Source organism: Methylobacterium sp. XJLW (assembly GCF_003254375.1).
GTDB classification, from domain to species: Bacteria; Pseudomonadota; Alphaproteobacteria; order Rhizobiales; family Beijerinckiaceae; genus Methylobacterium; species Methylobacterium fujisawaense.
Window position 1 is genome coordinate 4,712,823 of the sequence record NZ_CP016429.1, and the last position, 20,190, is coordinate 4,733,012.

A 20,190-nucleotide genomic window follows, 5' to 3' on the forward strand; every position below is an offset into this window, starting at 1 on the left:
ACGGGCCGGTGTCCGATCGCGCGTGCTTCTGAGGTGAACCGGCGCGTGAGCCGGGACGCCCCCGCCGGAGGGCCTTGGACTGAAAACCCGCTGAACCGTCAACCCCCTGTACGGCTGCGGGGCGTGGTAGCACAGGGTTCCCGCCCTGGCGAGGGCCCGTTCAGAAACCCTTCATGGGTGTGGCACTTGCGTGTCGGCGGGGGTGATTCGCGCGCGATCGTCGCCGGTTCGAGACCGGTCTTCGCACACTAGTACATGGCCATACCGCCATTCACGTGCAGCGTGTGCCCGGTGACGTAGGCCGCCTCCGCGGAGGCGAGGTAGAGACAGGCCGCCGCCACCTCCGAGCCTTCGCCGAGCCGCCCGGCGGGCACGCGGGCGAGGATGCCCTCGCGCTGCTTCTCGTTGAGGGCGTCGGTCATGGGCGAGCTGATGAAGCCCGGGGCGATGCAGTTGACCGTGATCCCGCGCGAGGCGACCTCGGCGGCGAGCGCCTTGGTCATGCCCACGAGGCCGGCCTTGGCGGCGGCGTAGTTGCCCTGGCCGGGATTGCCGGTGCTGCCGACCACCGAGCCGATATTGACGATCCGCCCGGAGCGGCGGCGCATCATGCCCTTCACGGCGGCCCGCGACAGGCGGAAGGCGGCGGTGAGGTTGACGGCGATCACCTGCTCCCACTCCTCGTCCTTCATCCGCATGAACAGGTTGTCACGGGTGATGCCGGCATTGTTCACGAGGATGTCCAGCGGGCCGATCGCGGCCTCGGCGGCCGGCACGAGGCCCTCCACCGAGTCCTTGTCGGAGAGGTCGGCGGCGACGGGGCTCGCGCGCTCGCCGAGTTCGGCGGCGAGCGCCTCCAGGGCCGCGGGCCGCGTACCCGAGAGCGCCACGGTGGCGCCCTGGGCGTGCAGCGCCCGGGCGATCGCCTGGCCGAGGCCGCCGGTCGCGCCGGTGACGAGGGCCTTGCGGCCGGTGAGATCGAACATGCGGGGCTCCTGTCGGATCAGAGCGCGAAGGCGGCGACGTCGGCGGGCGTGCCGACCGCCGTGGCGCTCGCCTGGGGGGCGATGCGCTTGACGAGGCCGGTCAGCACCTTGCCGGCGCCGAGTTCGTAGAACCGGTCGACGCCCGTCGCCGCCATGGCGGCGACGCTCTCGCGCCAGCGCACGGTGCCGGTGACCTGCTCGACCAGGGCCGTGCGGATCGCCTCCGGATCGGAGACCGGGGCGGCCGCGACGTTGGCGTAGAGGGTGACGCGCGGGGCCTTCAGGGCGACGGCGGCCAGCGCCCGGGCCATGGCCTCGGCGGCCGGGGCCATCAGGCGGCAGTGGAACGGCGCCGAGACGTTGAGCATCACGGCGCGCTTGATCCCGCGGCCGGTGGCGATGCCGATGGCGCGCTCCACGGCCGGCCGGTCGCCGGAGAGCACCACCTGGCCGCCGCCGTTGTCGTTGGCGACGTCGCAGACCGCGCCGCCGCCGGCCTCGTCGGCCGCCGCCTCGGCGACGGATCGGGCGGAGTCGAGATCGGTGCCGATCAGCGCCGCCATGGCGCCCGCGCCCGGCGCCACCGCCTCCTGCATCGCCTCGCCGCGCAGGCGCAGCAGCTTGGCGGCATCCGCGATCGTCAGGCTGCCGGCGGCCGCGAGGGCCGCGTACTCGCCCAGCGAATGGCCGGCCACGCAGGCCACGTCGCGTTCGAGGTCGAGGCCGCGCTCGGCCTCCAGCACGCGCAGCACCGCGAGGCTCGCCGCCATCAGGGCCGGCTGGGCGTTGGCGGTGAGGGTCAGCTCCTCGACCGGCCCCTCGAACATCAGCCGCGACAGGTTCTGGTTCAGGGCGGCGTCGACCTCGTCGAGGACGGCCCGGGCCTGCGGGAAGGCCTCCGCGAGGTCCCGCGCCATGCCGACCGCCTGACTGCCCTGGCCGGGAAAGATGAGTGCGCGCATGTTGCGTCCTGATCGCCGGCACCTTTCGGCGCGCGAACGCCGCCCGTGTCGGCCGAAACTCTGGAATGGGGCGCGCACTCGCACCCGCGGCCGTGGGTGTCAACAATGCGCCGCACCATGACGCCGCACCCACGCCGCACCGACGCCGCACCCGGGTCTCGGCGCGCCCGGCCCGCAGCGCTCGCCGGAGGCGCGCCCGGCGCAACCCGCTGTGCTTGTTGCACAACGGCATCCGGTGTAGAGTGGCGCCATACCCGACATCTTCCGTCGCTCAAGCCCAAGGAGCCGCCCCGCATGGCGCGCGTCACCGTCGAAGACTGCATCGAGAAGGTCGAGAACCGCTTCGAGCTGGTGCTGCTGGCGAGCCACCGGGCCCGCCTCCTAGCCGCCGGCGCCCCCCTGACCATCGACCGCGACCGCGACAAGAACCCCGTCGTGGCCCTGCGCGAGATCGGCGACGAGACGATCACGGCCGACGACCTCAAGGAGCAGCTGATCCACTCGATGCAGAAATACGTCGAGGTGGACGAGCCGGAGGCCGAGACCGTGCCGCTGCTGTCGAGCTCGCCGGCCGCCGCCGCGGTGGCGCCCCAGTCCTCCAGCGACGACGCGGCGGTCCAGTTCGACCGCATGAGCGAGGAAGATCTGCTCCGCGGCCTCGAGAACCTCGCCCCGCCGGTCGAGACCGACGACGAGGGCGAGTGAGCCGGACACCGTGGGCCTGGACGCGCACGACCTGACCGAGACCGGACCCGGCGGAGACGCCGGGTTCTCTCGTTCCGAGGCCGGCCCGGCGCCGGAGGGTTTTCCCCCGCCGGGGGCTGGCGCCGGCCCGGCGGTTGCGGAACAATCGCGCGTGATCCCGACCCCACGCACGACCCAGGAAGCCCCGGCCCCGTCCCGGCGGATGATGCGCCAGTACGAGCTCGTGGAGCGGGTCAAGCGCTACAATCCGGCCGCCGACGAGGCGCTGCTCAACCGCGCCTACGTGTACGCCATGCAGGCGCACGGCACGCAGAAGCGCGCCTCGGGCGACCCGTTCTTCGCCCATCCCCTCGAAGTCGCCGCGATCCTCACGGACCTCCACCTCGACGACGCCACCATCGTGGCCGCGGTCCTGCACGACACCGTGGAGGATACCGAGGCGACGCTGGAGGAGATCCGCCGGCTGTTCGGGCCGGAGATCGGCGCCCTGGTCGACGGCCTGACCAAGCTCAAGCGCCTCGACCTCGTCTCCAAGCAGGCGGCGCAGGGCGAGAACTTCCGCAAGCTGCTGCTCGCGGTGGCGGCGGATGTGCGCGTGCTGCTGGTCAAGCTCGCCGACCGCCTGCACAACATGCGCACCCTCCAGCACATGCGGGAGGACAAGCGCCACCGCATCGCGCAGGAGACGCTGGACATCTACGCGCCGCTCTCCGGCCGCATGGGCATGCAGGAGTTGCGCGAAGAGCTGGAGGATCTGGCCTTCCGCAACCTGGAGCCGGAGGTCTACGCCACCATCACGCAGCGGCTGGCGCGGCTCACCGCCAAGTCCGAGAGCGTGGTCGAGACCATCGCGCAGGTGCTCACCGAGAAGCTCGCCGCGCAAGGCATCACCGCGGAGGTGAGCGGCCGGCAGAAGCGGCCCTTCTCGATCTGGTCGAAGATGGAGCGCAAGTCCGTCGCCTTCGAGCAGCTCTCCGACATCTTCGGCTTCCGGGTCGTCGTCAACACCGTGCAGGAATGCTACGCGGCGCTGGGCATCGTCCACACCAGCTGGCCGATGGTTCCGGGCCGTTACAAGGACTACATCTCGACCCCGAAGCAGAACGATTACCGCTCGATCCACACCACGGTCATCGGGCCGAAGAGCCAGCGCGTCGAGCTGCAGATCCGCACCTGCGCCATGGACGACATCGCCGAGTACGGCATCGCGGCCCACGCGCATTACAAGGAAGTCGGCGCCGAGCTGGTCAAGGATCCGGGACGCGCCGAGGGCAGCGTGCATCCGCGGCTCGCCGGCGAGAGCGGCGCTTACCAATGGTTGCGCCGGACCATCGAACTCCTCGCCGAGGGCGACAGCCCGGAGGAGTTCCTAGAGCACACCAAGCTGGAGCTGTTCCAGGACCAAGTGTTCTGCTTCACCCCGAAGGGCCGGCTGATCGCCCTGCCGCGGGGGGCCACGCCGATCGACTTCGCCTACGCCGTGCATACCGACGTCGGCAACACGGCGGTGGGTGCCAAGATCAACGGCCGGATGGCGCCGCTTCTGCACGAACTCGCCAACGGCGACGAGGTCGAGATCAGCCGCTCCGACGGCGCCTCGCCCCCGGCCGCCTGGGAATCGCTCGTCGTGACCGGCAAGGCGCGGGCGGCGATCCGGCGGGCGACCCGGGCCGCCGTGCGCCGGCAATATGCGGGCCTCGGCCGCCAGATCCTGGACCGGGCCTTCGAGCGCGCCGCCAAGACCTTCTCGGAGGACAAGCTGCGCGGCGCCCTGCCGCGGCTCGCCCGCGCCACCACCGAGGACGTGTTCGCCGCCGTGGGGCGGGGCGAGATGTTCTCGGGCGACGTCGTCCGCGCCGTCTATCCCGACCACCGCGACGAGCGCCGGCCTTCCCCCGCGCAGGGGGCCGCCAACGGCGCCGGCCGGCTGGTCCGCTCGGCCGACCAGACCATGCGGCTCACCTTCCAGGGCGCCGACGGCAAGGAGGGCGCCGAGGATCGCAGCGACGCGATCCCGATCCGGGGCCTCGCGGGCGACCTTCCCGTGACCTTCGCGCCGAATGGCGGCGCGGTCCCGGGGGATCGCATCGTCGGCATCCTGACCCCCGGCGTCGGGGTCACCGTCTACCCGATCCAGTCGGCGGCGCTCGCCGCCTTCGACAACGAGCCGGAGCGCTGGCTGGACGTCCGCTGGGACACGGAGGCGCTGGGCGGCGAGCGCTTCCCCGCCCGGCTGGCGCTGAAGTCGATCAACGAGCCGGGCGTGTTCGCCCAGATCGCCCAGGTGATCGCCGACCACGACGGCAACATCGACAACATCTCGATGAAGCGGCGCACCCAGGATTTCACCGACATCACGATCGACCTGTCGGTCTGGGATCTCCAGCATCTCAACGCGATCATCGCCGAGCTGCGCGGCAAGCGCCCGGTCAACAGCGTGGAGCGTGTGAACGGCTGAGGCCGGGTGCCCGCGCACGGCCGGGCCCCGACGCATCTGAGGTTTACGGGATCGACTTCCGTAAACCTCTTTCTTCAGCGCAGATGCCCATTCGATCAATCTCCCGAGCCATTGATCCAGGTTTCCAGAGCCGCACATCTCCGTGCTCTGCTTGACACGGACGCGTTTGAAACGAATGGTCCGGTCGCCAGAGCGGCGGCCGCACGCACACGGACCGCGTCGTTACGCGCTGGATTGCAAAGCTTGGCGCCCCCGATCGCGGAGCACCGCCCCGGCCAGTCGCCGTCGGCGGACCCTGGCCGTTTAATCAGACGATTTCCTGTCACCCACGATTTTCCGGGATCTGACCTGTTCATGCCCACAACCCAACGCAGCGCCATCTTCATCGACGGCGCCAATCTCTATGCCACCACCAAGGCCCTCGGTTTCGACATCGATTACAAGAAGCTGCTCAAGGAATTTCAATCGCGCGAGAACCTTCTGCGCGCATTTTACTATACCGCCATGATCGAGGATCAGGAATATTCATCGATCCGCCCCCTGATCGACTGGCTCGACTACAACGGCTACCGCGTCGTGACCAAGCCCGTGAAGGAGTTCACGGATTCGATGGGCCGGCGGAAGTACAAGGGCAACATGGACATCGAGCTGGCGATCGACGCCCTCGAACTCAGCACGCATATCGATCACATGATCCTGTTCTCGGGCGACGGCGATTTCCGCTCGCTGGTCGAGGCGATGCAGCGGCGGGGCGTCAAGGTGACGGTGATCTCCACGATCCAGACCCAGCCGGCGATGATCTCCGACGAGCTGCGGCGGCAGGCCGACGAGTTCGTCGACCTCGCGAGCCTCGCGGGCCGGATCGGGCGCGATCCGGGCGAGCGTCCGGTCCGGGCGCCCGGCGAGGCGCCGAGCCGTTACCGCGGGGAGGGCCGGACGAACCCGGGCCTGGAGAACCGCTACGGCATCCGCCAGCCGGAAGCCGAGGAGTAGGCCCTCAGGCGCCCGGCCGGTCGAGCCAGGCGAGAACCTGCCGGGCGCTCTGGTCCGGCGGGAAGACCGGGTAGAACAGCGCGCTCACCACGCCGTCGTCGATCACCAGGGTCAGGCGGCGCAGCAGCACCGCGCCGCCGGCCTCGAAGACCGGCAGGCGCGCCGCCATGGCGAAGGCCCGGTGCGGGTCGGCGAGGAGCGGAAAGGGCAGGTGCAGGCGCTCGGCCGCCTCCCGCTGGTAGGCGCTCGTCTGGGTCGAGAGGCCGAAGACCTGGGCCACGCCCCGGGCCTTCAGCTCGGCGTGGTGGTCGCGGAAATCGCAGGCCTGCGGCGTGCAGCCCCGGGCACCCGGGATCGCGTCCCAGTCGGGGGTGAGGCCGGGCTTCCCCGGCTCGCCGGTGCGCGGATACGCGTAGGCGACCGTGCGCCCGGAGAGCCGCGCCAGCGAGACGGTGCGTCCATCCGTTGCGGTGAGCGCCACGTCGGGCAGGCGCATCCCGCAGAGATGGGCGGCCGCGCCGTCGTCGACGGGAACGGGCAGGTCGTCGGGCAGGACGTCGTGGCTGGATGGCATGGGCCGCACCTCGTATGCGCGAGTCCGGGCCGCCGCACAGGCGGAGGCGGGATCATGCGACGGCGCGGGATCGCCGCCAAGGCGATCCTGTCCGCGCCCCCGGCGCATCCGGCTCAGCCCCACCGGTCCCGGGACCTAGGCCCGGGACCTAGGCCCGGAACCTAGCCCCGGTCGCGCAGCAGCCGGGCCCGGTCGCGCTGCCAGTCGCGCTCCTTCACCGCCTCGCGCTTGTCGTGGGCCTGCTTGCCCTTGCCGAGGCCCAGCTCGACCTTCGCCCGCCCCTGGTCGTTGAAGTAGATCTTGAGCGGCACCACCGTGTAGCCCTGCCGCTGGGTCGCGCCGATCAGTTTGTTGATCTGGCGGCGGTGCAGCAGCAGCCGGCGGGGGCGCTTGGTGTCGTGGTTGAAGCGGTTCGCCTCCAGGTATTCCGGGATGTAGGCGTTGAACAGCATCAGGTCGTTGCCGGAGGGACCGGCATAGGCCTCGCCGATCGTCGCCTTGCCGCCGCGCAGGGACTTCACCTCGGTGCCGGTCAGCGCGATGCCGGCCTCGAGGGTGTCCTCGATGGTGTAGTGGTAGCGCGCGGCGCGGTTGTCGGCGACGATCCGCCGGCTGGGCTCCGGTTTCGGGGCCATGCGGGTGCCTCTCAGTCGACCAGGAGCCCGGCATGCCGCAAGGCGTCGTCCACGATGCGCTTCGTGGGCTCCGTCACCGGCACGAGCGGCAGGCGCAGCTCCTCCTGCATGTGGCCGAGCCGGGCGAGCGCGTACTTCACCGGCGCCGGGTTGGCCTCGGCGAACAGGCCGGTCTGGAGCGGGAACAGCTTGTCCTGGAGGGTCAGCGCCCTGGCGTAGTCCCCCGACAGCGTCGCCTCCTGGAGGTCGGCGCAGAGACGCGGGGCGACGTTCGCCACCACCGAGATGCAGCCGTGGCCGCCCTGGGCGTTGTAGCCGAGCGCCGTCGCATCTTCGCCTGAAAGCTGGATGAAGCTCGCACCCATGGCCTGTCGCTGCTGGCTGACGCGGTCGATCTTGGCGGTCGCGTCCTTCACGCCGGCGATGTTCTTCAATTCGAAGAGCCGGGCCATCGTCTCGACACTCATGTCGATGACGGAGCGCGGCGGGATATTGTAGATGATAATCGGAATGCCGACCGCATCGTTGACGGCCTTGAAGTGGGCGTAGAGGCCCGCCTGCGTCGGCTTGTTGTAGTACGGCGTCACCACGAGGACGGCGTCGGCCCCCGCGCGCTCGGCGTGCTGCGCCCGCTCGACCGCCTCGGCGGTGGAGTTGGAGCCCGCCCCCGCCACGACCGGCACGCGCCCGCCCGCCTCGTCGATGCAGGCCTCGACCACCCGGTCGTGCTCGGAATGGGTGAGGGTCGGGCTCTCGCCGGTGGTGCCGGTCGGCACGAGGCCGTGGCTGCCCTGCTCGATCTGCCAGCGCACGAATTTCCGGAAGGCGGCTTCGTCGAAGGCCCCGTCGCGGAAGGGCGTCACAAGCGCGGTGAGCGAGCCCCGCAGGCGGCTCCCGGTCATCTCGGTCATCTCAGGCGTCCCAAAGGGTCCCAGTTGGGATTTCGGCGGTCTCGGCGCCGCACGCGGTCCGCATCGTACGGGCGCGGACGGGCAGACATAGGCGGTCGCGCCACGGCGCGCAAACAGATCGTCGCGACGGTTAACGCGATCTTAATGGTCGCGGCCCCATCCTCGACCTTTCCCGTTCCGGTGATCAGAAGGGGGGAATCGTGACCCGATCCGCGGCCTCGCATCCGGCCTCGAAGCGCACGTCCCTCGCCGCCGCGGCGCTCATCGCCACCGTCGGCGTCGCGCTCGCCGGCCCGGTCGGCCCCGAGCCGTCCGCGACGCTCCCGGCCTCGCAGTCCCCGGCCTCGCAACCCACACCGCCGGCGAGCGACGCGCTCCTCCCCACCGGCCAGGTCCAGGGCATGCAGGCCGTGAAGGCCGCCGACCCGGTCGCCGCCGATGCCCTGAAGCTCGACCCGGTCCACGCCTCCGGCGGCGACGACAAGGGCGAGGAACCCGCACGGCCGCTGCCGGCCGCGGCCTCGGCCTACGCCTCCGCCGACCCGGATGCCCCGGTGGCCTTCCCGCTGCCCGACGCCGCCGTCACCCCGGCGGCCCCGGTGCCCGAGGTGCCCGATCCCGCGCGGCCGAAGATCTCCGGCGACACCGACCCGACGCTGCTGCGCGGCGCCATCGACCTCTACCGCAAGGGCCGGGTCGCGGACGGCGACCGGATGCGCGACACCTTCACCGATCCGGCCGCGAAGGCGCTGCTCGAATGGGTGGCGATCCGCGCGGGCGCCGGGATCGGCTTCAACCGCACGGTCGCCTTCGTCCGGGCCAATCCGGACTGGCCGGCCGGCCCGCTGCTGCGCCGCCGGGCCGAGGAGGCGCTGCTCTCCGAGCGGAAATCCCCCGCGATCGTCCGGGCCTATTTCGCCACGGCGAAGCCGGCCAGCGCGCCGGGCAAGTTCGCCCTGGCGCTGGCGCTGCGCGCCGAGGGCTGCGAGGCCGACGCCGCCGAGATGGTCCGCGACCTCTGGCGCACCGAGAGCTTCGGGCGCAGCCTGGAGGCCAAGGTGCTCGACGCCTTCCCGGACGTGCTCACCCGGATCGACCATCGCTACCGGATGGAGCGGGCGCTCCTGAAGGACGATTGGGAGAGTGCCGGCCGGGCGGCCGGCTACGCGGGCGGTGGCTATGCCAGCCTCGTGCGCGCCCGCCGGGCCGTGGAGGACAAGTCCTCCGGCGCCGCGGCCGCGCTCGCCGCGGTGCCGCCGTCGCTGCGCGGGGACGCCTCCTACATCTTCTCCCGGGCGCAGTATTTCCGCCGGGCCGACAAGCCCGAGGCCGCCGCCGCCGTGCTCGCCACGGCGCCGACCAATCCGGACGTGCTGGTCGACGGCGACGAGTGGTGGATCGAGCGCCGGATCGTGGCGCGCAAGCTCCTCGATCTCGGTGATGCCAAGACCGCCTACGCGGTCGCCAGCGCCCCGGCGGCGCGCAGCCCGGAGAAGCGGATCGAGGCCGAGTTCCACGCCGGCTGGATCGCCCTGCGCTTCGCCGGCGATCCGGCGAGCGCCGCGCAGCACTTCGCCCGGATGGCCACGGTCGCGGAGAGCCCGATCTCGCTGGCGCGGGCCGCCTACTGGCAGGGTCGGGCGGCCGAGGCGCTCGGGCAAAAGGACGAGGCGAAGCGCTTCTACGAGCGGGCGGCCCTCCAGCCGATCGCCTATTACGGCCAGGTGGCCCGGGCGCGGCTCGGCCAGACGAGCCTGCCCCTGCGGGCGCCCGCGGACCTCGAGGGGGCCGAACGGCAGGCCTTCGAGGGCCGGCTCTCCATCCGCGCCCTGCGCCTCCTCGGCGAGGCCGGGATCAAGGAGCTGGCCCTGCCGCTCTACATCGACGCCGCCCGGGACCTCTCCGACCCGCGCGAGCTCCAGGCGCTCGGCGACCTCGCCACCGACATGAAGGATCCCCGCGCCCTGGTGGCGATCGGCAAGCTCGCGGTGCAGCGCGGCCTGCCTCTGGACGCCCACGCCTACCCGACGATCGGCATCCCCACCTACGAGACCTTCACGGCGGTGCCGCAGGTGGAGCGGGCCATGGTCTACGCCATCGCCCGGCAGGAGAGCCAGTTCGACCCGCGGGCGCAATCGGGCGTGGGGGCGCGGGGCCTGATGCAGATGATGCCGGCCACGGCGCAACGCACCGCCCGCCGGGTCTCGGCCGCGTTCGACGTCGACCGCCTGACCAGCGATCCCGCCTATTGCGCGAAGCTCGGCCAAGCCCATCTCGGCGAGCTGATGGAGGATTGGCGCGGCTCCTACGTGCTCGCCTTCGCCTCCTACAATGCCGGTGGCGGCAACGTGAAGAAGTGGATCGACGCCTACGGCGACCCGCGCCGGGGCGACGTCGACGTGATCGACTGGGTGGAGCGCATCCCCTTCACCGAGACGCGCAACTACGTGCAGCGGGTGATGGAGAACCTGCAGGTCTACCGCTCGCGGCTCGACAGCCGCAGCGCCCTGCTGATCGACGGCGACCTCCACCGTGGGGCGCGGTAGGGTCCCGGAATGAGGCGCGGCCCCCTCTCTCGTGCGGGAGAGGGGGCGCGGGCGCCCCTTCCGGCACGCGGCTGACCATCACGGCGCGCGGAGGGTCGACACCCGCTCGACGCACGAGACTCTCCCGTTCGCGCCGCGGCCCTCCGATACCGACACCCGATTTTCCCGCATTCCGCTCCGCCGCGGCATAGCTTTTGGTTGTGCCTCCCGTGCTTGGCTCCCTAGAAGATGGGCCGGTCCGCCTTGACCGGCTCCCGAGAGCCCGCACCGCCGAGAGGATCCCCATGCTGCATCCGAGATTGGGTTTCGCCCTGCTGCTGAGCACCGTGCTCGCGGCCGGCGCTCCGGCCCTGGCCCAGGAGGCCTCCACCGCCGAGCAGACGATCGACGTGATGAACACGCTGTTCGGCAAGCATCCCGGGGCGCGGGCCAACCACGCCAAGGGCGTGGTCGCCGAGGGCAGCTTCACCCCGTCGCCCGAGGCGGCCAGGATCAGCAAGGCGTCCCTGTTCAAGGGCCCGCCGGTGCCGGTCACGATCCGGTTCTCGGACGCCACCGGCGTCCCGACCATCCCGGACGGGGCGGCCAACGCCAACCCGCACGGCCTCGCGCTCAAGTTCAAGCTGAGCGACGGCTCGGAGATGGACGTCGTCACCAATGCGCTGAAGTACTTCCCCGTCGCCACGGGCGAGGACTTCCGCGACCTCCTGAAGGCCGTCGCCGAGAGCGGCCCGAAGGCGGCCCATCCGACCGCGCTGGAGCGCTTCGCCGCCGCCCACCCGGCCGCCGCCACGGCGGGGGGAACCGCCAAGACCCCGTCGAGCCTCGCCCGGCAGACCTATAACGGCGTCAACGCCTTCATCTTCGTGGATTCCGCCGGCAAGCGGCAGCCGTTCCGGTTCCGCTTCGTGCCCGTGGAGGGCGAGGAGATCCTCCCGCCCGAAGAGGCGGCCAAGCGCGATCCGAACTTCCTGATGGCCGAGATCGGCCCGCGGGTCGCCAAGACGCCGGCGAAATTCAGGATGCTGGCCCAGCTCGCCGAGCCGGGCGACCCGACCAACGACGCCACCAAGCCCTGGCCGGACGACCGCAAGACGGTCGATCTCGGCACCGTGACGGTGAGCACGGTGGTGCCCGACAGCGCCGAGGCCGAGAAGGCGCTGCTGTTCATGCCCAACAACCTGACCGACGGGATCGAGGTCTCGGACGATCCGCTGATCGATGCCCGCGTCCAGGCCTACGCGGTCTCGTTCAGCCGCCGCTCGCAATAGGGCGGCCCGGCCGGATGGGGATCCCGGACCCGCGGCCTCATGCTGCGGTGCCGGAGCGCGGCGGAGGCCCCGAAGATGGCCCCGAAAACGACCCCGAAGGCGGCCTCTGGCCCGTCGCGCGATCCCTGGAGCCCGCCGTCGAGGCCCGCTGACGCGGTCACCTCAGGATGAGGCCGGGGGTGGGCGGACGCCCCCCTCGATCCGCCCCGGATCAGCGGCTCGTCCCGGCCGCCGGGGCGGGCGGCGCCTTCGCGTCCCCGGTCCGCCCCTTGCTCTCGACCGAGCCCGTGCGGGCGCCGTCCCGGATGGCCCCCGTGCCGCTGAGGCCGCCGGCGCCCATGCTGGTCGTGGACGCGCCGGCATCCGTGCGTCCGTCGGCCTTGCCGCCTTGCCCCTCGGCGGCGGCCGCCGCGCCGGTGAGCAGGACGGCGAGCAGGATTGTTGCGTTCAGGATCCTCATGGGGCCTCCGCAAGTCCAAGTGCGCCATTTCACGTGCGCTATTTCAGGTGCGCCATGCCAGTTGCGCCATTCCAGGTGCGCCCCGGACGGGCCTAAGGGTCCAACCGGGCGCAGCTGGGCGCGTTCCCGGGGGAGGGCCGGTCGTCGGCCGGTCGTCACCCGGCAGCGCCGAGAGACGCGGCGGCGCGCCGGCCCCGCCGCTCGGCGGGATCCTGGAACACCCCCGACCACAGGCCGAGGCGCCGCCCCCAGGCGCGGTCCGCCGCCGCCGCGTAATCCGGCGCCACGTCCCGATCGGGCAGGGCGAGGCCCTGCGCCACCATCCAGGCCCCGAGATCCGCGTCGCCGACCCGGCAGAGCGCCGTCGCCGCGTCCCCGGTCCCATGGCCCCGCGGCTCGCAGGCGACGGCCGCCCCGCCGATCCGCTCGGCCAGCGCCCGGGCGGCGTCCCGGCCGCACGGGTAGGGCCGGTCCTGGGCGTCCGCGCAGGTCGCGTCGGCCTCCGGCGCGGCGATCCCGAACAGGCTGACCGCGCGGGTGCCGACGCGCAGCGTCCCGCCGTCGATCACCTGGGCGGGGCCGCTCAGGATCTCGCCGGCCCGGGCGGGGGCGTGCCAGGACAGGCCGCCCGCCAGCAGCGCGGCGAGGAGCGGCAGGCGCGAGCGGCCGGCCTTGTCGTCCGGGCAGAGGAGGGTGCCGGCGAGGCCGGCCGCGCAGGCGAGGAGGATACCGACGAAGAGCGACATGGTCTCAGGTCTCCGGAAGGGCTATGGCCGCCCTTGTGCCGAAGCGCCGCCCCACGACCCTGACACCGCCTGTCAGCGTCCCGTCAGGCGGCACGGCTTAAGCCTGCTGCCCGCATGAGCCCGTTCCCGCCCCGCCGCCTCCACCGCCTCGTCGGCCGCGTCCTGGCCCTCGGCCTGCTGGCCACCCTCGCGGGCGGGCCCCTGCACGCCTCCGAGGATGCCGACCGCGCCCGCCGGGCCCTGGAGCGGGGCGAGATCCGCCCCCTCGACGCGGTGCTGGAGGCGGCCCGGGCGGCGGTTCCGGGGGATGTCGTGTCGGTCGATCTCAAGCACGACGAGGGGCACTGGCTGTACAAGCTGCGCATCCTCGGGGCCGACGGGAAGCGCCGGACCGTGAAGGTCGATGCCGGCACGCTGAAGATCCTGGACGAGGACGACGATGATTGAGGAGGCCGGGCCGTGCGCGTCCTGATCGTCGAGGACGAGCCGCGCATCGCCGCCGACATCCGGCAGGGGCTGGAGATGGCCGGCTACGTCGCCGACGTGGTGGCGGACGGCGAGGCGGCGTGGTTCCGCGCCGAGACCGAGCCCTACGACGCGATGGTGCTGGATCTCGGCCTGCCGCGGCTCGACGGGCTCGGCGTGCTGCGCCGCCTGCGCGCCGCCGACGTCGCCCTGCCGGTCCTGATCCTCACCGCCCGGGACGGCTGGCGCGAGCGCGTCGAGGGCATCGACGCCGGCGCCGACGACTACCTCGTCAAGCCGTTCCGGATGGAGGAGCTGGTGGCGCGGCTCCGGGCGATCCTGCGGCGCACCGCCGGCCACGCCTCGCCGGTGCTGCGCGTCGGCGCGGTGGAGCTCGACACCCGCACCCGCGCGGTCAGCGTCGACGGACGGCCCACGGAGCTGACCGCCCTGGAATACCGGCTCCTCGCCTTTCTGCTGCACCGCCAGGGACAGGTCGTGCCGGCGGGGGAGCTGCTCGACCACCTCCACGGGGTCGGGACCGAGCGCGAGGCGAACGCCCTGGAGGCGCTCCTGACGCGCCTGCGCCGCAAGCTCGGGCCGGGGGTGATCGAGACCCGGCGGGGCCACGGCTATCTGGTCCCCGGACCGGGTGGATCGTGAGGCGCGACTCCCTCCGCCTCCGGCTCGGCCTCGCGGCGGCCGCCCTGATCGCCCTGGCGCTGGTGCTCGCCGGGATCGGCCTCACGGTGATCCTCGACCGGGTGCTCGACGCCCGCACCGTCGCGGAGCTGGACCGGACCGCCAAGCTCATCGCCGGGCGGGTCGGCCTCGCGCCGGACGGGGCGCCGACGCTGTCCCGGGACCTGCCGGACCCGCGCTTCGCCACGCCCTATGGCGGCCTGTACTGGCAGGTGGAGGCGGGATCGCACCTGCTGCGCTCGCGCTCCCTCTGGGACAAGAGCCTCGACCTCGGCCGGGCCGGAGCGGGTGCGCAGACCCCCGCCACCCTCGACACGACCGGGCCCGATGGCGGAAGGCTCATCGCGGTGGTGCGGCCGGTCCAGATCGGCGCGCAGGGCTCCGAGACCGCGCTGCGGGTCGCGGTGGCGGAGGACCGGCGCAGCCTCGCGGCGAGCCGGACCACCTTCCTGCGCCTGCTCGTCCCGGCCCTCGTCGCCCTGTTCGTCGTCCTGACGCTGGCGATGGGCCTGTTCGTGCGCCGGGCGCTCGGCCCGTTCCGGGTGCTGCAGGCGGAGCTCCTGGCGGTCCATTCCGGGCGGCGGGCGCGGCTGCCGGAGCAGTTCCCCGACGAGGTCCGGCCGCTGGTCACCGACCTCAACCGGCTGCTCGACGCGCAGGAGCGGGCCCTGGTCCGCGCCCGCGACGCCGCCGCCGACATGGCCCACGGCCTCAAGACCCCGCTGGCGGTGCTGGACGCCCTGGCGCGCCGGACGGGGCCGGCCGACCCGGCGCTGGCGGCCGAGATCGCCGAGCAGGCGCGGGCCATGGGCGGGCAGGTGGAGCGGGCGCTGACCCGGGCGCGGATCGCCGCCGCGGGCGACCTGCGCCGGAGAAGCTGCCGGGTCGCCCCGGTGGCGGAGCGCCTGGTCGCGACCCTGCGCCGGTTGCCGGAGGCCGACTCCCTGGAATGGAACGTGGCGGTGCCCGAGACCCTCGCCTATCCGGGCGAGGAGGGCGAGCTGATGGAGGTGCTGGGCAACCTCCTCGACAATGCCCGCAAATGGGCGCACCGCCGGGTCCGCGTCACCGGGACGATCGCCGGCCGCCCGAGCCTCGCCGTCGCGGATGACGGCCCCGGCATGAGCCCGGCGGCGATCGCCGGCATCGGCCGCGGCCAGCGCTGGGACGAGAGCCGGCCGGGCACCGGCTTCGGCATCGCCATCGCCCGCGACGTCGCCGAGGCCGCGGGCGCCCAGCTCGAGTTCGGGCGCTCGGAGATGGGGGGCCTGCGGGCGGAGCTGAGCTGGCCGGGCGCGTAGGGACACCCGGAGCCGCTGGCGGGCGCGACCTGCCCCCTCTCCCGCACGGGAGAGGGGACCCGCGCCCGGTTTCGGATCGTCGGCCCGTCCGCCGCTCGACAGGCCGCGAGCGGCGTCGGATGATCCCGGTCGCGCCGCTCACCCCCGCGGCTTCGCCGCCTCGGCGGCCCGGCTCAGCCGCATCAGCCGCGCGCTCAAGGCGCGGGCGCAGGCGTCCGTGCTGCGGCCCTCCGTGGTGATCGTCAGGTCCGGCTGCTCCGGCGCCTCGTAGGGCGCCGAGATGCCGGTGAAGCCCGGGATGCGGCCGGCGCGGGCCAGCCGGTACAGGCCCTTCGGATCCCGGGCCTCGCACAGGCCCAGCGGCGTATCGACGAACACCTCCAGGAACGGGATGTCGCCGGCGATCCGGCGGGCCAGCGCCCGGTCGGCCCGGTAGGGCGAGATCAGCGAGACGATCACCACCGCGCCCGATTCGGCCATCAGCCGCGCCACCTCGGCGGTGCGCCGGACGTTCTCGGCGCGGTCCTCCGGCGAGAAGGCGAGGTCGGCGTTCAGCCCGTGGCGGAGGTTGTCGCCGTCGAGGACGGCGCTGTGCCGGCCGCCCGCCACGAGGATCCGGTCGGCCTCGACCGCGAGGGTCGACTTCCCGGCCCCCGACAGGCCGGTGAGCCACGCGATCACCGGGACCTGGCCGAGGCGCGCCCAGCGCGCCTCCCGGGCCTGGAGGGGGTGCCAGGTCACGGGGCCCGGAGGGAGGCCGGTCGGGATCTTCTGCAAGACGCACATATCCACCGCCTGGGGCAGCGTGCGCGGAGGCGGCTGCCGGTCTTTGGACATCGACACGGGATCGGGGGGCCGGCGCGGGCCGTCAGGGCACGCGCCAGACCGGGCAGCCGACGGCCTCGCCGAGCCGCGCCTGGCATTCCTCCAGGATGTGGGCCGTCCGCCACCACCATGCGGGCGGGGACCGGAAGGCGGCCTGCGCCGTCGCCGCCCGCACCAGCGCATCGACCGCCGCCTCCGTCTCCGGCGCGATCGGCCCGGCGGCGAGTTCGTTCGGCGGTGCCGCGGGGGCGGGATCGATGACCGCGTCCCAGGACTGCCCCCAGCAGGCGGCGGCGAAGCGCGCGTTTGCGGCCGCGTAGCGCGCCGCGACGCGGGCCAGACCGTCCGGCGCATCGCCGCGGAACCGCTCGGCATCGAGCCCCCGCGCCCAGGCCCACTCGTCGAGGACATGGCCGAGCAGGCGGGGATGCCCGGTCACCTGACGGTGGACCCCGAGCCGGTACAGGCGGCGCGACGCCTCGACCGCGACGGGTCCGGAACTCCGGTTCGTGCGGTATTCCAGGTCGGCGGGACCGAGGAGCGGCGCGAGGCGCGCGCCCAGGCCGAGCCCGTCGACCAGCCGCGCCAGCAGCGGGGCGTCGGACCGGCGGTCGCGGTACGGCAGGGCGGTGACGCGCCCTGCGGCGGCACGCAGCCAGGGCTCGAGCCGGGCCGCGTAGTCGTAGCGCCCGGACGCGCCCTCGGAGCGCAGGAAGCCGCGGAACGTGCGGCCCTCGGCGACGACCTGAGCCCGCAGGGCATAGGCCGAGGCCAGCTGCTCACCCTGCGGCTTGACCACGAGCGCCGCCTCCAGGGCGAAGCCGCGGCGCGCGAAGAGGTCGGACAGGATCTCGGGCACGCGCCAGAGCGGGCGCTGGACGGAAAAATCCTCGTACGAGAGCACGACCGTGTCGGCCGGCGTGGTGGCGAGGATCGCGTCGAGCCGCGCGAGGGCCTCGCGGCGCTCCGCGGCGCCGCGGCGGCGGTCCAGCGCTTGGCCGAGCCGGTAGTGATTGACGTCGTCGCTGCCGGGGGCGCCCGGCGGGGCGAGGTTCGGGTAACAGATCCCGACCGAGGCGAGGCGGGGGCGCAGGCGGGCCAGCACCTCCTGAAACGCGGTGGAGCCGGTTCGCGGCATCCCGATGTGAACGATCGCGCGGCGCACGTGTCCTGTCGACCCTGCTGGATTTCGTGATTGCGGCAAGTCTTCCGCACAGCCGGACACAGTCCACGACCCCTCGTGGACGCGCACGTCTCGGGAAAACGCCAAACGAATCCGTAATCACGGTCCGATCACGGGAACGCGACCAGAAATAGCCAAGCTCCGTTTCTGCTCTATTTCGGATCGGGCAACGCGCGTCGGGCAAAGCGCGTCGGGCAGGGCGCGCATGCCGGCCCCTCCGAGGGAGGCGCGGAGGGAGGCGCGGCGCAGCCTCCGTGCGGGACAGGGGGCTGGGGACGCGAGGCCCGATCCCGGCGCCTCGGAGCGCGGCGGACGGCGATCCAGGGCCCCTGCAGGGCGCGGCGCCGAGGCGGCGCCGCGTTCGCGCGCTAGCTTCCGGCGTCCTCGCGGCGGAGCAGGAACACGCCCTGCGCGCCGAACAGGTTCCAGACCCACCAGGGCATGGAGAACCGCATCGGCCTGCCGCGGGCGTCGAGCGCCGTCGCGTGCTCGATCCGCGCGCCGATCAGGCGGCACAGGCCGACGAAGTCGCGGATCGTGCAATGGTGGATGTTGGGGGTCTCCCACCACGCGTCCGGCATGATCTCGGTGACCGGCATGCGCCCGCGGAAGGCGAGTTCGGACCGCACGCGCCAGTGCCCGAAATTCGGGAACGAGATGATCACCTGCCGGCCGATGCGCAGCAGGTGCTCCAGCACCACCCGGGGGTTGCGGGTCGCCTGGATGGTCTGGGACAGGACCACCACGTCGAAGGCGCCGTCCGGGTAGTTGGCGAGGTCGGTGTCGGCGTCGCCCTGGATCACCGACAGGCCCCGGGCGAGGCACGCATTCACGCCCTCGCGGGACAATTCGATCCCGCGCCCGTCGATGCCCCGGCGGTCGCGCAGCAGCGCCAGCAGCGAGCCGTCGCCGCAGCCGATGTCGAGGACCCGGGCGCCCGCCGGCACGAGGCCGAGCACGACGATATGGTCGACCCGGGCGCCGTTGCCCTCGCCGGCATGGGGGAGGGCGTCCGCGCTCTCCCAGGGTGCGCCGTGCGGGGCCTGTCCGAGGGAATGCTTGCCCATGGAATGCTTGCCCATGGAATGCTTGCCCAGGGCGTGCTTGCCCAGAGCGTGCTTGCCCAGGGGCAGCTTGCCGAACATCATCTTGCCGGACCCGCCGCTCACAGGCCGCGCGCCCGGGCGGCGGCGTCGATGAAGCCGCGGGCGGCCGAGAACATCGCCGGCTCGTCGAGCAGGAAGGCGTCGTGGCCCTTGTCGCTCTCGACCTCCACGAAGGCGACCGGCGCCGCGGCGGCGTTCAGCGCATGGACGATCGCCCGGGAATCGCGGGTCGGGAACAGCCAGTCCGACGTGAAGGAGATCACGCAGAAGCGCGTCTTCGTCCCCCGGAAGGCGTTGGCGAGCACGCCGCCATGGTCCTCGGCGAGGTCGAAATAGTCCATCGCCCGGGTCAGGTAGAGGTAGGCGTTGGCATCGAACCGCTCGACGAAGCTCAGGCCCTGGTGGCGCAGATAGCTCTCGATCTGGAAGTCGGCGTTGAACGAGAAGGTCGGCGCCGATCCGCCCTGGAACCGGCGGCCGAACTTGCGATGCAACGCCGGCTCGGAGAGATAGGTGATGTGCGCGCCCATCCGGGCGACGCCCAAGCCCTTGGCGGGCCGCGTGCCCGCCTCGAGGTAGCGCCCGTCCGCCCAGGCCGGATCGGCCATGATCGCCTGCCGGCCGACCTCGTGGAAGGCGATGTTCTGCGCCGAATGGCGGGGGCCCGTGGCGATCGGCATCGCGGCGAAGACGCGCTCGGGATAGAGGGCCGCCCATTGCAGCACCTGCATCCCCCCCATCGAGCCGCCGATGCACAGGAAGAGGTCGTGGATGCCCAGGTGCTCCAGCAGCATCAGTTGGGCGCGGACCATGTCGCGGATCGTGACCAGCGGGAAGTTCAGCCCGTAGGGCCGCCCCGTCGCCGGGTCGATCGAGGCCGGCCCGGTGGAGCCCATGCAGGAGCCGATGACGTTCGAGCAGACGACGAAGTAGCGGTCCGTGTCGATCGGCTTGCCGGGGCCGACCAGGGTCTCCCACCAGCCGGGCTTGCCGGTCACCGGGTGGGTGTGGGCGAAATACTGGTCGCCGGTGAGCGCGTGGCAGATGAGGACCGCGTTCGAGCGCGCGGCGTTGAGCGTGCCGGCGGTCTGGTAGGCGATCTGGAACGGGGCGAGTTCGATGCCCGCATCGGTGAGCAGCGGCGTGTCCGCTGAAAACCGCGCCACCGGGCTCTTCGGGTCGAGCGCCTGCGAGCGCTCGGACGCGCGCCGTGCCGGCTCGTCGATCGGGTCCGGCCTCAGGGCCGTGTCCGGTTGGGTGTCCATGGCGGGTCGCGACGACCGTGTATCCGTTCGGATCCGAACCGGGAGAGCATCGTGCCGCCAGACGCGCCGCACTCGCCCGACGCGGCCAGCCCTGCG

At 72.8% G+C, this 20,190-nt stretch carries 19 protein-coding genes; 8 read left to right on the forward strand and 11 right to left on the reverse strand.

The window, feature by feature from the left end; all coding sequences use genetic code 11:
- Positions 1 to 248: 248 nt before the first annotated feature.
- On the reverse strand, positions 249 to 986 hold the full coding sequence (gene fabG / locus A3862_RS21840) for a 3-oxoacyl-[acyl-carrier-protein] reductase (RefSeq protein WP_043355943.1): 738 nt from the start codon (positions 984 to 986) through the stop codon (positions 249 to 251).
- Between the two features lie 17 nt (positions 987 to 1,003).
- Positions 1,004 to 1,948: an ACP S-malonyltransferase gene (gene fabD / locus A3862_RS21845; RefSeq protein ID WP_043355941.1), complete on the reverse strand. Its 945-nt coding sequence runs from the start codon at positions 1,946 to 1,948 to the stop codon at positions 1,004 to 1,006.
- Between the two features lie 294 nt (positions 1,949 to 2,242).
- Between fabD and rpoZ the strand changes: the two genes are divergently transcribed.
- The 3 genes from rpoZ (at position 2,243) to A3862_RS21860 (ending at position 6,104) form a co-directional block, all read left to right on the forward strand.
- A complete protein-coding gene (gene rpoZ / locus A3862_RS21850; RefSeq protein ID WP_010685409.1) occupies positions 2,243 to 2,653 on the forward strand; it encodes a DNA-directed RNA polymerase subunit omega in 411 nt (136 codons plus the stop codon).
- A 202-nt stretch (positions 2,654 to 2,855) separates the two neighbouring features.
- On the forward strand, positions 2,856 to 5,111 hold the full coding sequence (locus tag A3862_RS21855; protein ID WP_043355937.1) for a RelA/SpoT family protein: 2,256 nt from the start codon (positions 2,856 to 2,858) through the stop codon (positions 5,109 to 5,111).
- A gap of 354 nt (positions 5,112 to 5,465) precedes the next feature.
- On the forward strand, positions 5,466 to 6,104 hold the full coding sequence (locus tag A3862_RS21860; protein WP_043383019.1) for a LabA-like NYN domain-containing protein: 639 nt from the start codon (positions 5,466 to 5,468) through the stop codon (positions 6,102 to 6,104).
- Between the two features lie 4 nt (positions 6,105 to 6,108).
- Here A3862_RS21860 and A3862_RS21865 read toward each other — a convergent pair whose 3' ends face one another.
- The 3 genes from A3862_RS21865 to dapA all read right to left on the reverse strand — a co-directional run bounded on the left by A3862_RS21865 (position 6,109) and on the right by dapA (position 8,224).
- Positions 6,109 to 6,678, reverse strand: coding sequence for a peroxiredoxin (locus A3862_RS21865; RefSeq protein ID WP_043757109.1), 570 nt, complete (start codon positions 6,676 to 6,678; stop codon positions 6,109 to 6,111).
- 161 nt (positions 6,679 to 6,839) lie between these two features.
- Positions 6,840 to 7,313, reverse strand: a complete 474-nt coding sequence (smpB, locus tag A3862_RS21870) for an SsrA-binding protein SmpB (RefSeq protein ID WP_043355930.1) — start codon at positions 7,311 to 7,313, stop codon at positions 6,840 to 6,842.
- An 11-nt stretch (positions 7,314 to 7,324) separates the two neighbouring features.
- Entirely contained in the window at positions 7,325 to 8,224 is a 900-nt protein-coding gene (gene dapA, locus A3862_RS21875; RefSeq protein ID WP_043383024.1) for a 4-hydroxy-tetrahydrodipicolinate synthase, read from the reverse strand.
- Positions 8,225 to 8,424: 200 nt separating this feature from the next.
- On the opposite strand from dapA, the gene A3862_RS21880 reads away from it, so the two are divergent.
- Both A3862_RS21880 and A3862_RS21885 read left to right on the forward strand, forming a co-directional pair.
- Positions 8,425 to 10,770, forward strand: coding sequence for a lytic transglycosylase domain-containing protein (locus A3862_RS21880; RefSeq protein ID WP_043383026.1), 2,346 nt, complete (start codon positions 8,425 to 8,427; stop codon positions 10,768 to 10,770).
- Between the two features lie 284 nt (positions 10,771 to 11,054).
- The gene (locus tag A3862_RS21885) at positions 11,055 to 12,041 is read left to right on the forward strand and encodes a catalase family peroxidase (protein ID WP_043757105.1); all 987 of its coding nucleotides are present in this window, start codon (positions 11,055 to 11,057) and stop codon (positions 12,039 to 12,041) included.
- 211 nt (positions 12,042 to 12,252) lie between these two features.
- On the opposite strand, the gene A3862_RS21895 is transcribed toward A3862_RS21885, so the two are convergent.
- Positions 12,253 to 12,501, reverse strand: coding sequence for a hypothetical protein (locus A3862_RS21895; protein ID WP_043757099.1), 249 nt, complete (start codon positions 12,499 to 12,501; stop codon positions 12,253 to 12,255).
- Positions 12,502 to 12,656: 155 nt separating this feature from the next.
- Positions 12,657 to 13,247 (reverse strand): thermonuclease family protein, encoded by a 591-nt coding sequence (locus A3862_RS21900; RefSeq protein WP_043757094.1) that lies wholly within the window; start codon positions 13,245 to 13,247, stop codon positions 12,657 to 12,659.
- A gap of 114 nt (positions 13,248 to 13,361) precedes the next feature.
- Between A3862_RS21900 and A3862_RS21905 the strand changes: the two genes are divergently transcribed.
- From A3862_RS21905 to A3862_RS21915, 3 genes are read left to right on the forward strand one after another with little or no spacing between them, the layout of a single operon-like run.
- Positions 13,362 to 13,694 carry a PepSY domain-containing protein gene (locus A3862_RS21905; RefSeq protein ID WP_043757091.1) on the forward strand — a complete coding sequence of 111 codons (333 nt, stop codon included), beginning with the start codon at positions 13,362 to 13,364 and terminating at the stop codon, positions 13,692 to 13,694.
- 12 nt (positions 13,695 to 13,706) lie between these two features.
- Positions 13,707 to 14,375, forward strand: a complete 669-nt coding sequence (locus tag A3862_RS21910; RefSeq protein WP_043355909.1) for a response regulator transcription factor — start codon at positions 13,707 to 13,709, stop codon at positions 14,373 to 14,375.
- Entirely contained in the window at positions 14,372 to 15,715 is a 1,344-nt protein-coding gene (locus tag A3862_RS21915) for a sensor histidine kinase (protein ID WP_043757087.1), read from the forward strand. Before A3862_RS21910 ends, A3862_RS21915 begins: the two co-directional genes overlap by 4 nt.
- A gap of 138 nt (positions 15,716 to 15,853) precedes the next feature.
- On the opposite strand, the gene cysC is transcribed toward A3862_RS21915, so the two are convergent.
- The 4 genes from cysC to metX all read right to left on the reverse strand — a co-directional run bounded on the left by cysC (position 15,854) and on the right by metX (position 20,094).
- Positions 15,854 to 16,501, reverse strand: a complete 648-nt coding sequence (gene cysC, locus A3862_RS21920; protein WP_043383157.1) for an adenylyl-sulfate kinase — start codon at positions 16,499 to 16,501, stop codon at positions 15,854 to 15,856.
- Between the two features lie 82 nt (positions 16,502 to 16,583).
- Complete coding sequence (locus A3862_RS21925) at positions 16,584 to 17,705, reverse strand: hypothetical protein (protein WP_043383043.1); 1,122 nt, start codon at positions 17,703 to 17,705, stop codon at positions 16,584 to 16,586.
- A 386-nt stretch (positions 17,706 to 18,091) separates the two neighbouring features.
- Entirely contained in the window at positions 18,092 to 18,790 is a 699-nt protein-coding gene (gene metW, locus A3862_RS21930) for a methionine biosynthesis protein MetW (protein ID WP_043355923.1), read from the reverse strand.
- Positions 18,791 to 18,888: 98 nt separating this feature from the next.
- Entirely contained in the window at positions 18,889 to 20,094 is a 1,206-nt protein-coding gene (metX, locus tag A3862_RS21935; protein ID WP_043355903.1) for a homoserine O-acetyltransferase MetX, read from the reverse strand.
- Between the last annotated feature and the right edge of the window lie 96 nt (positions 20,095 to 20,190).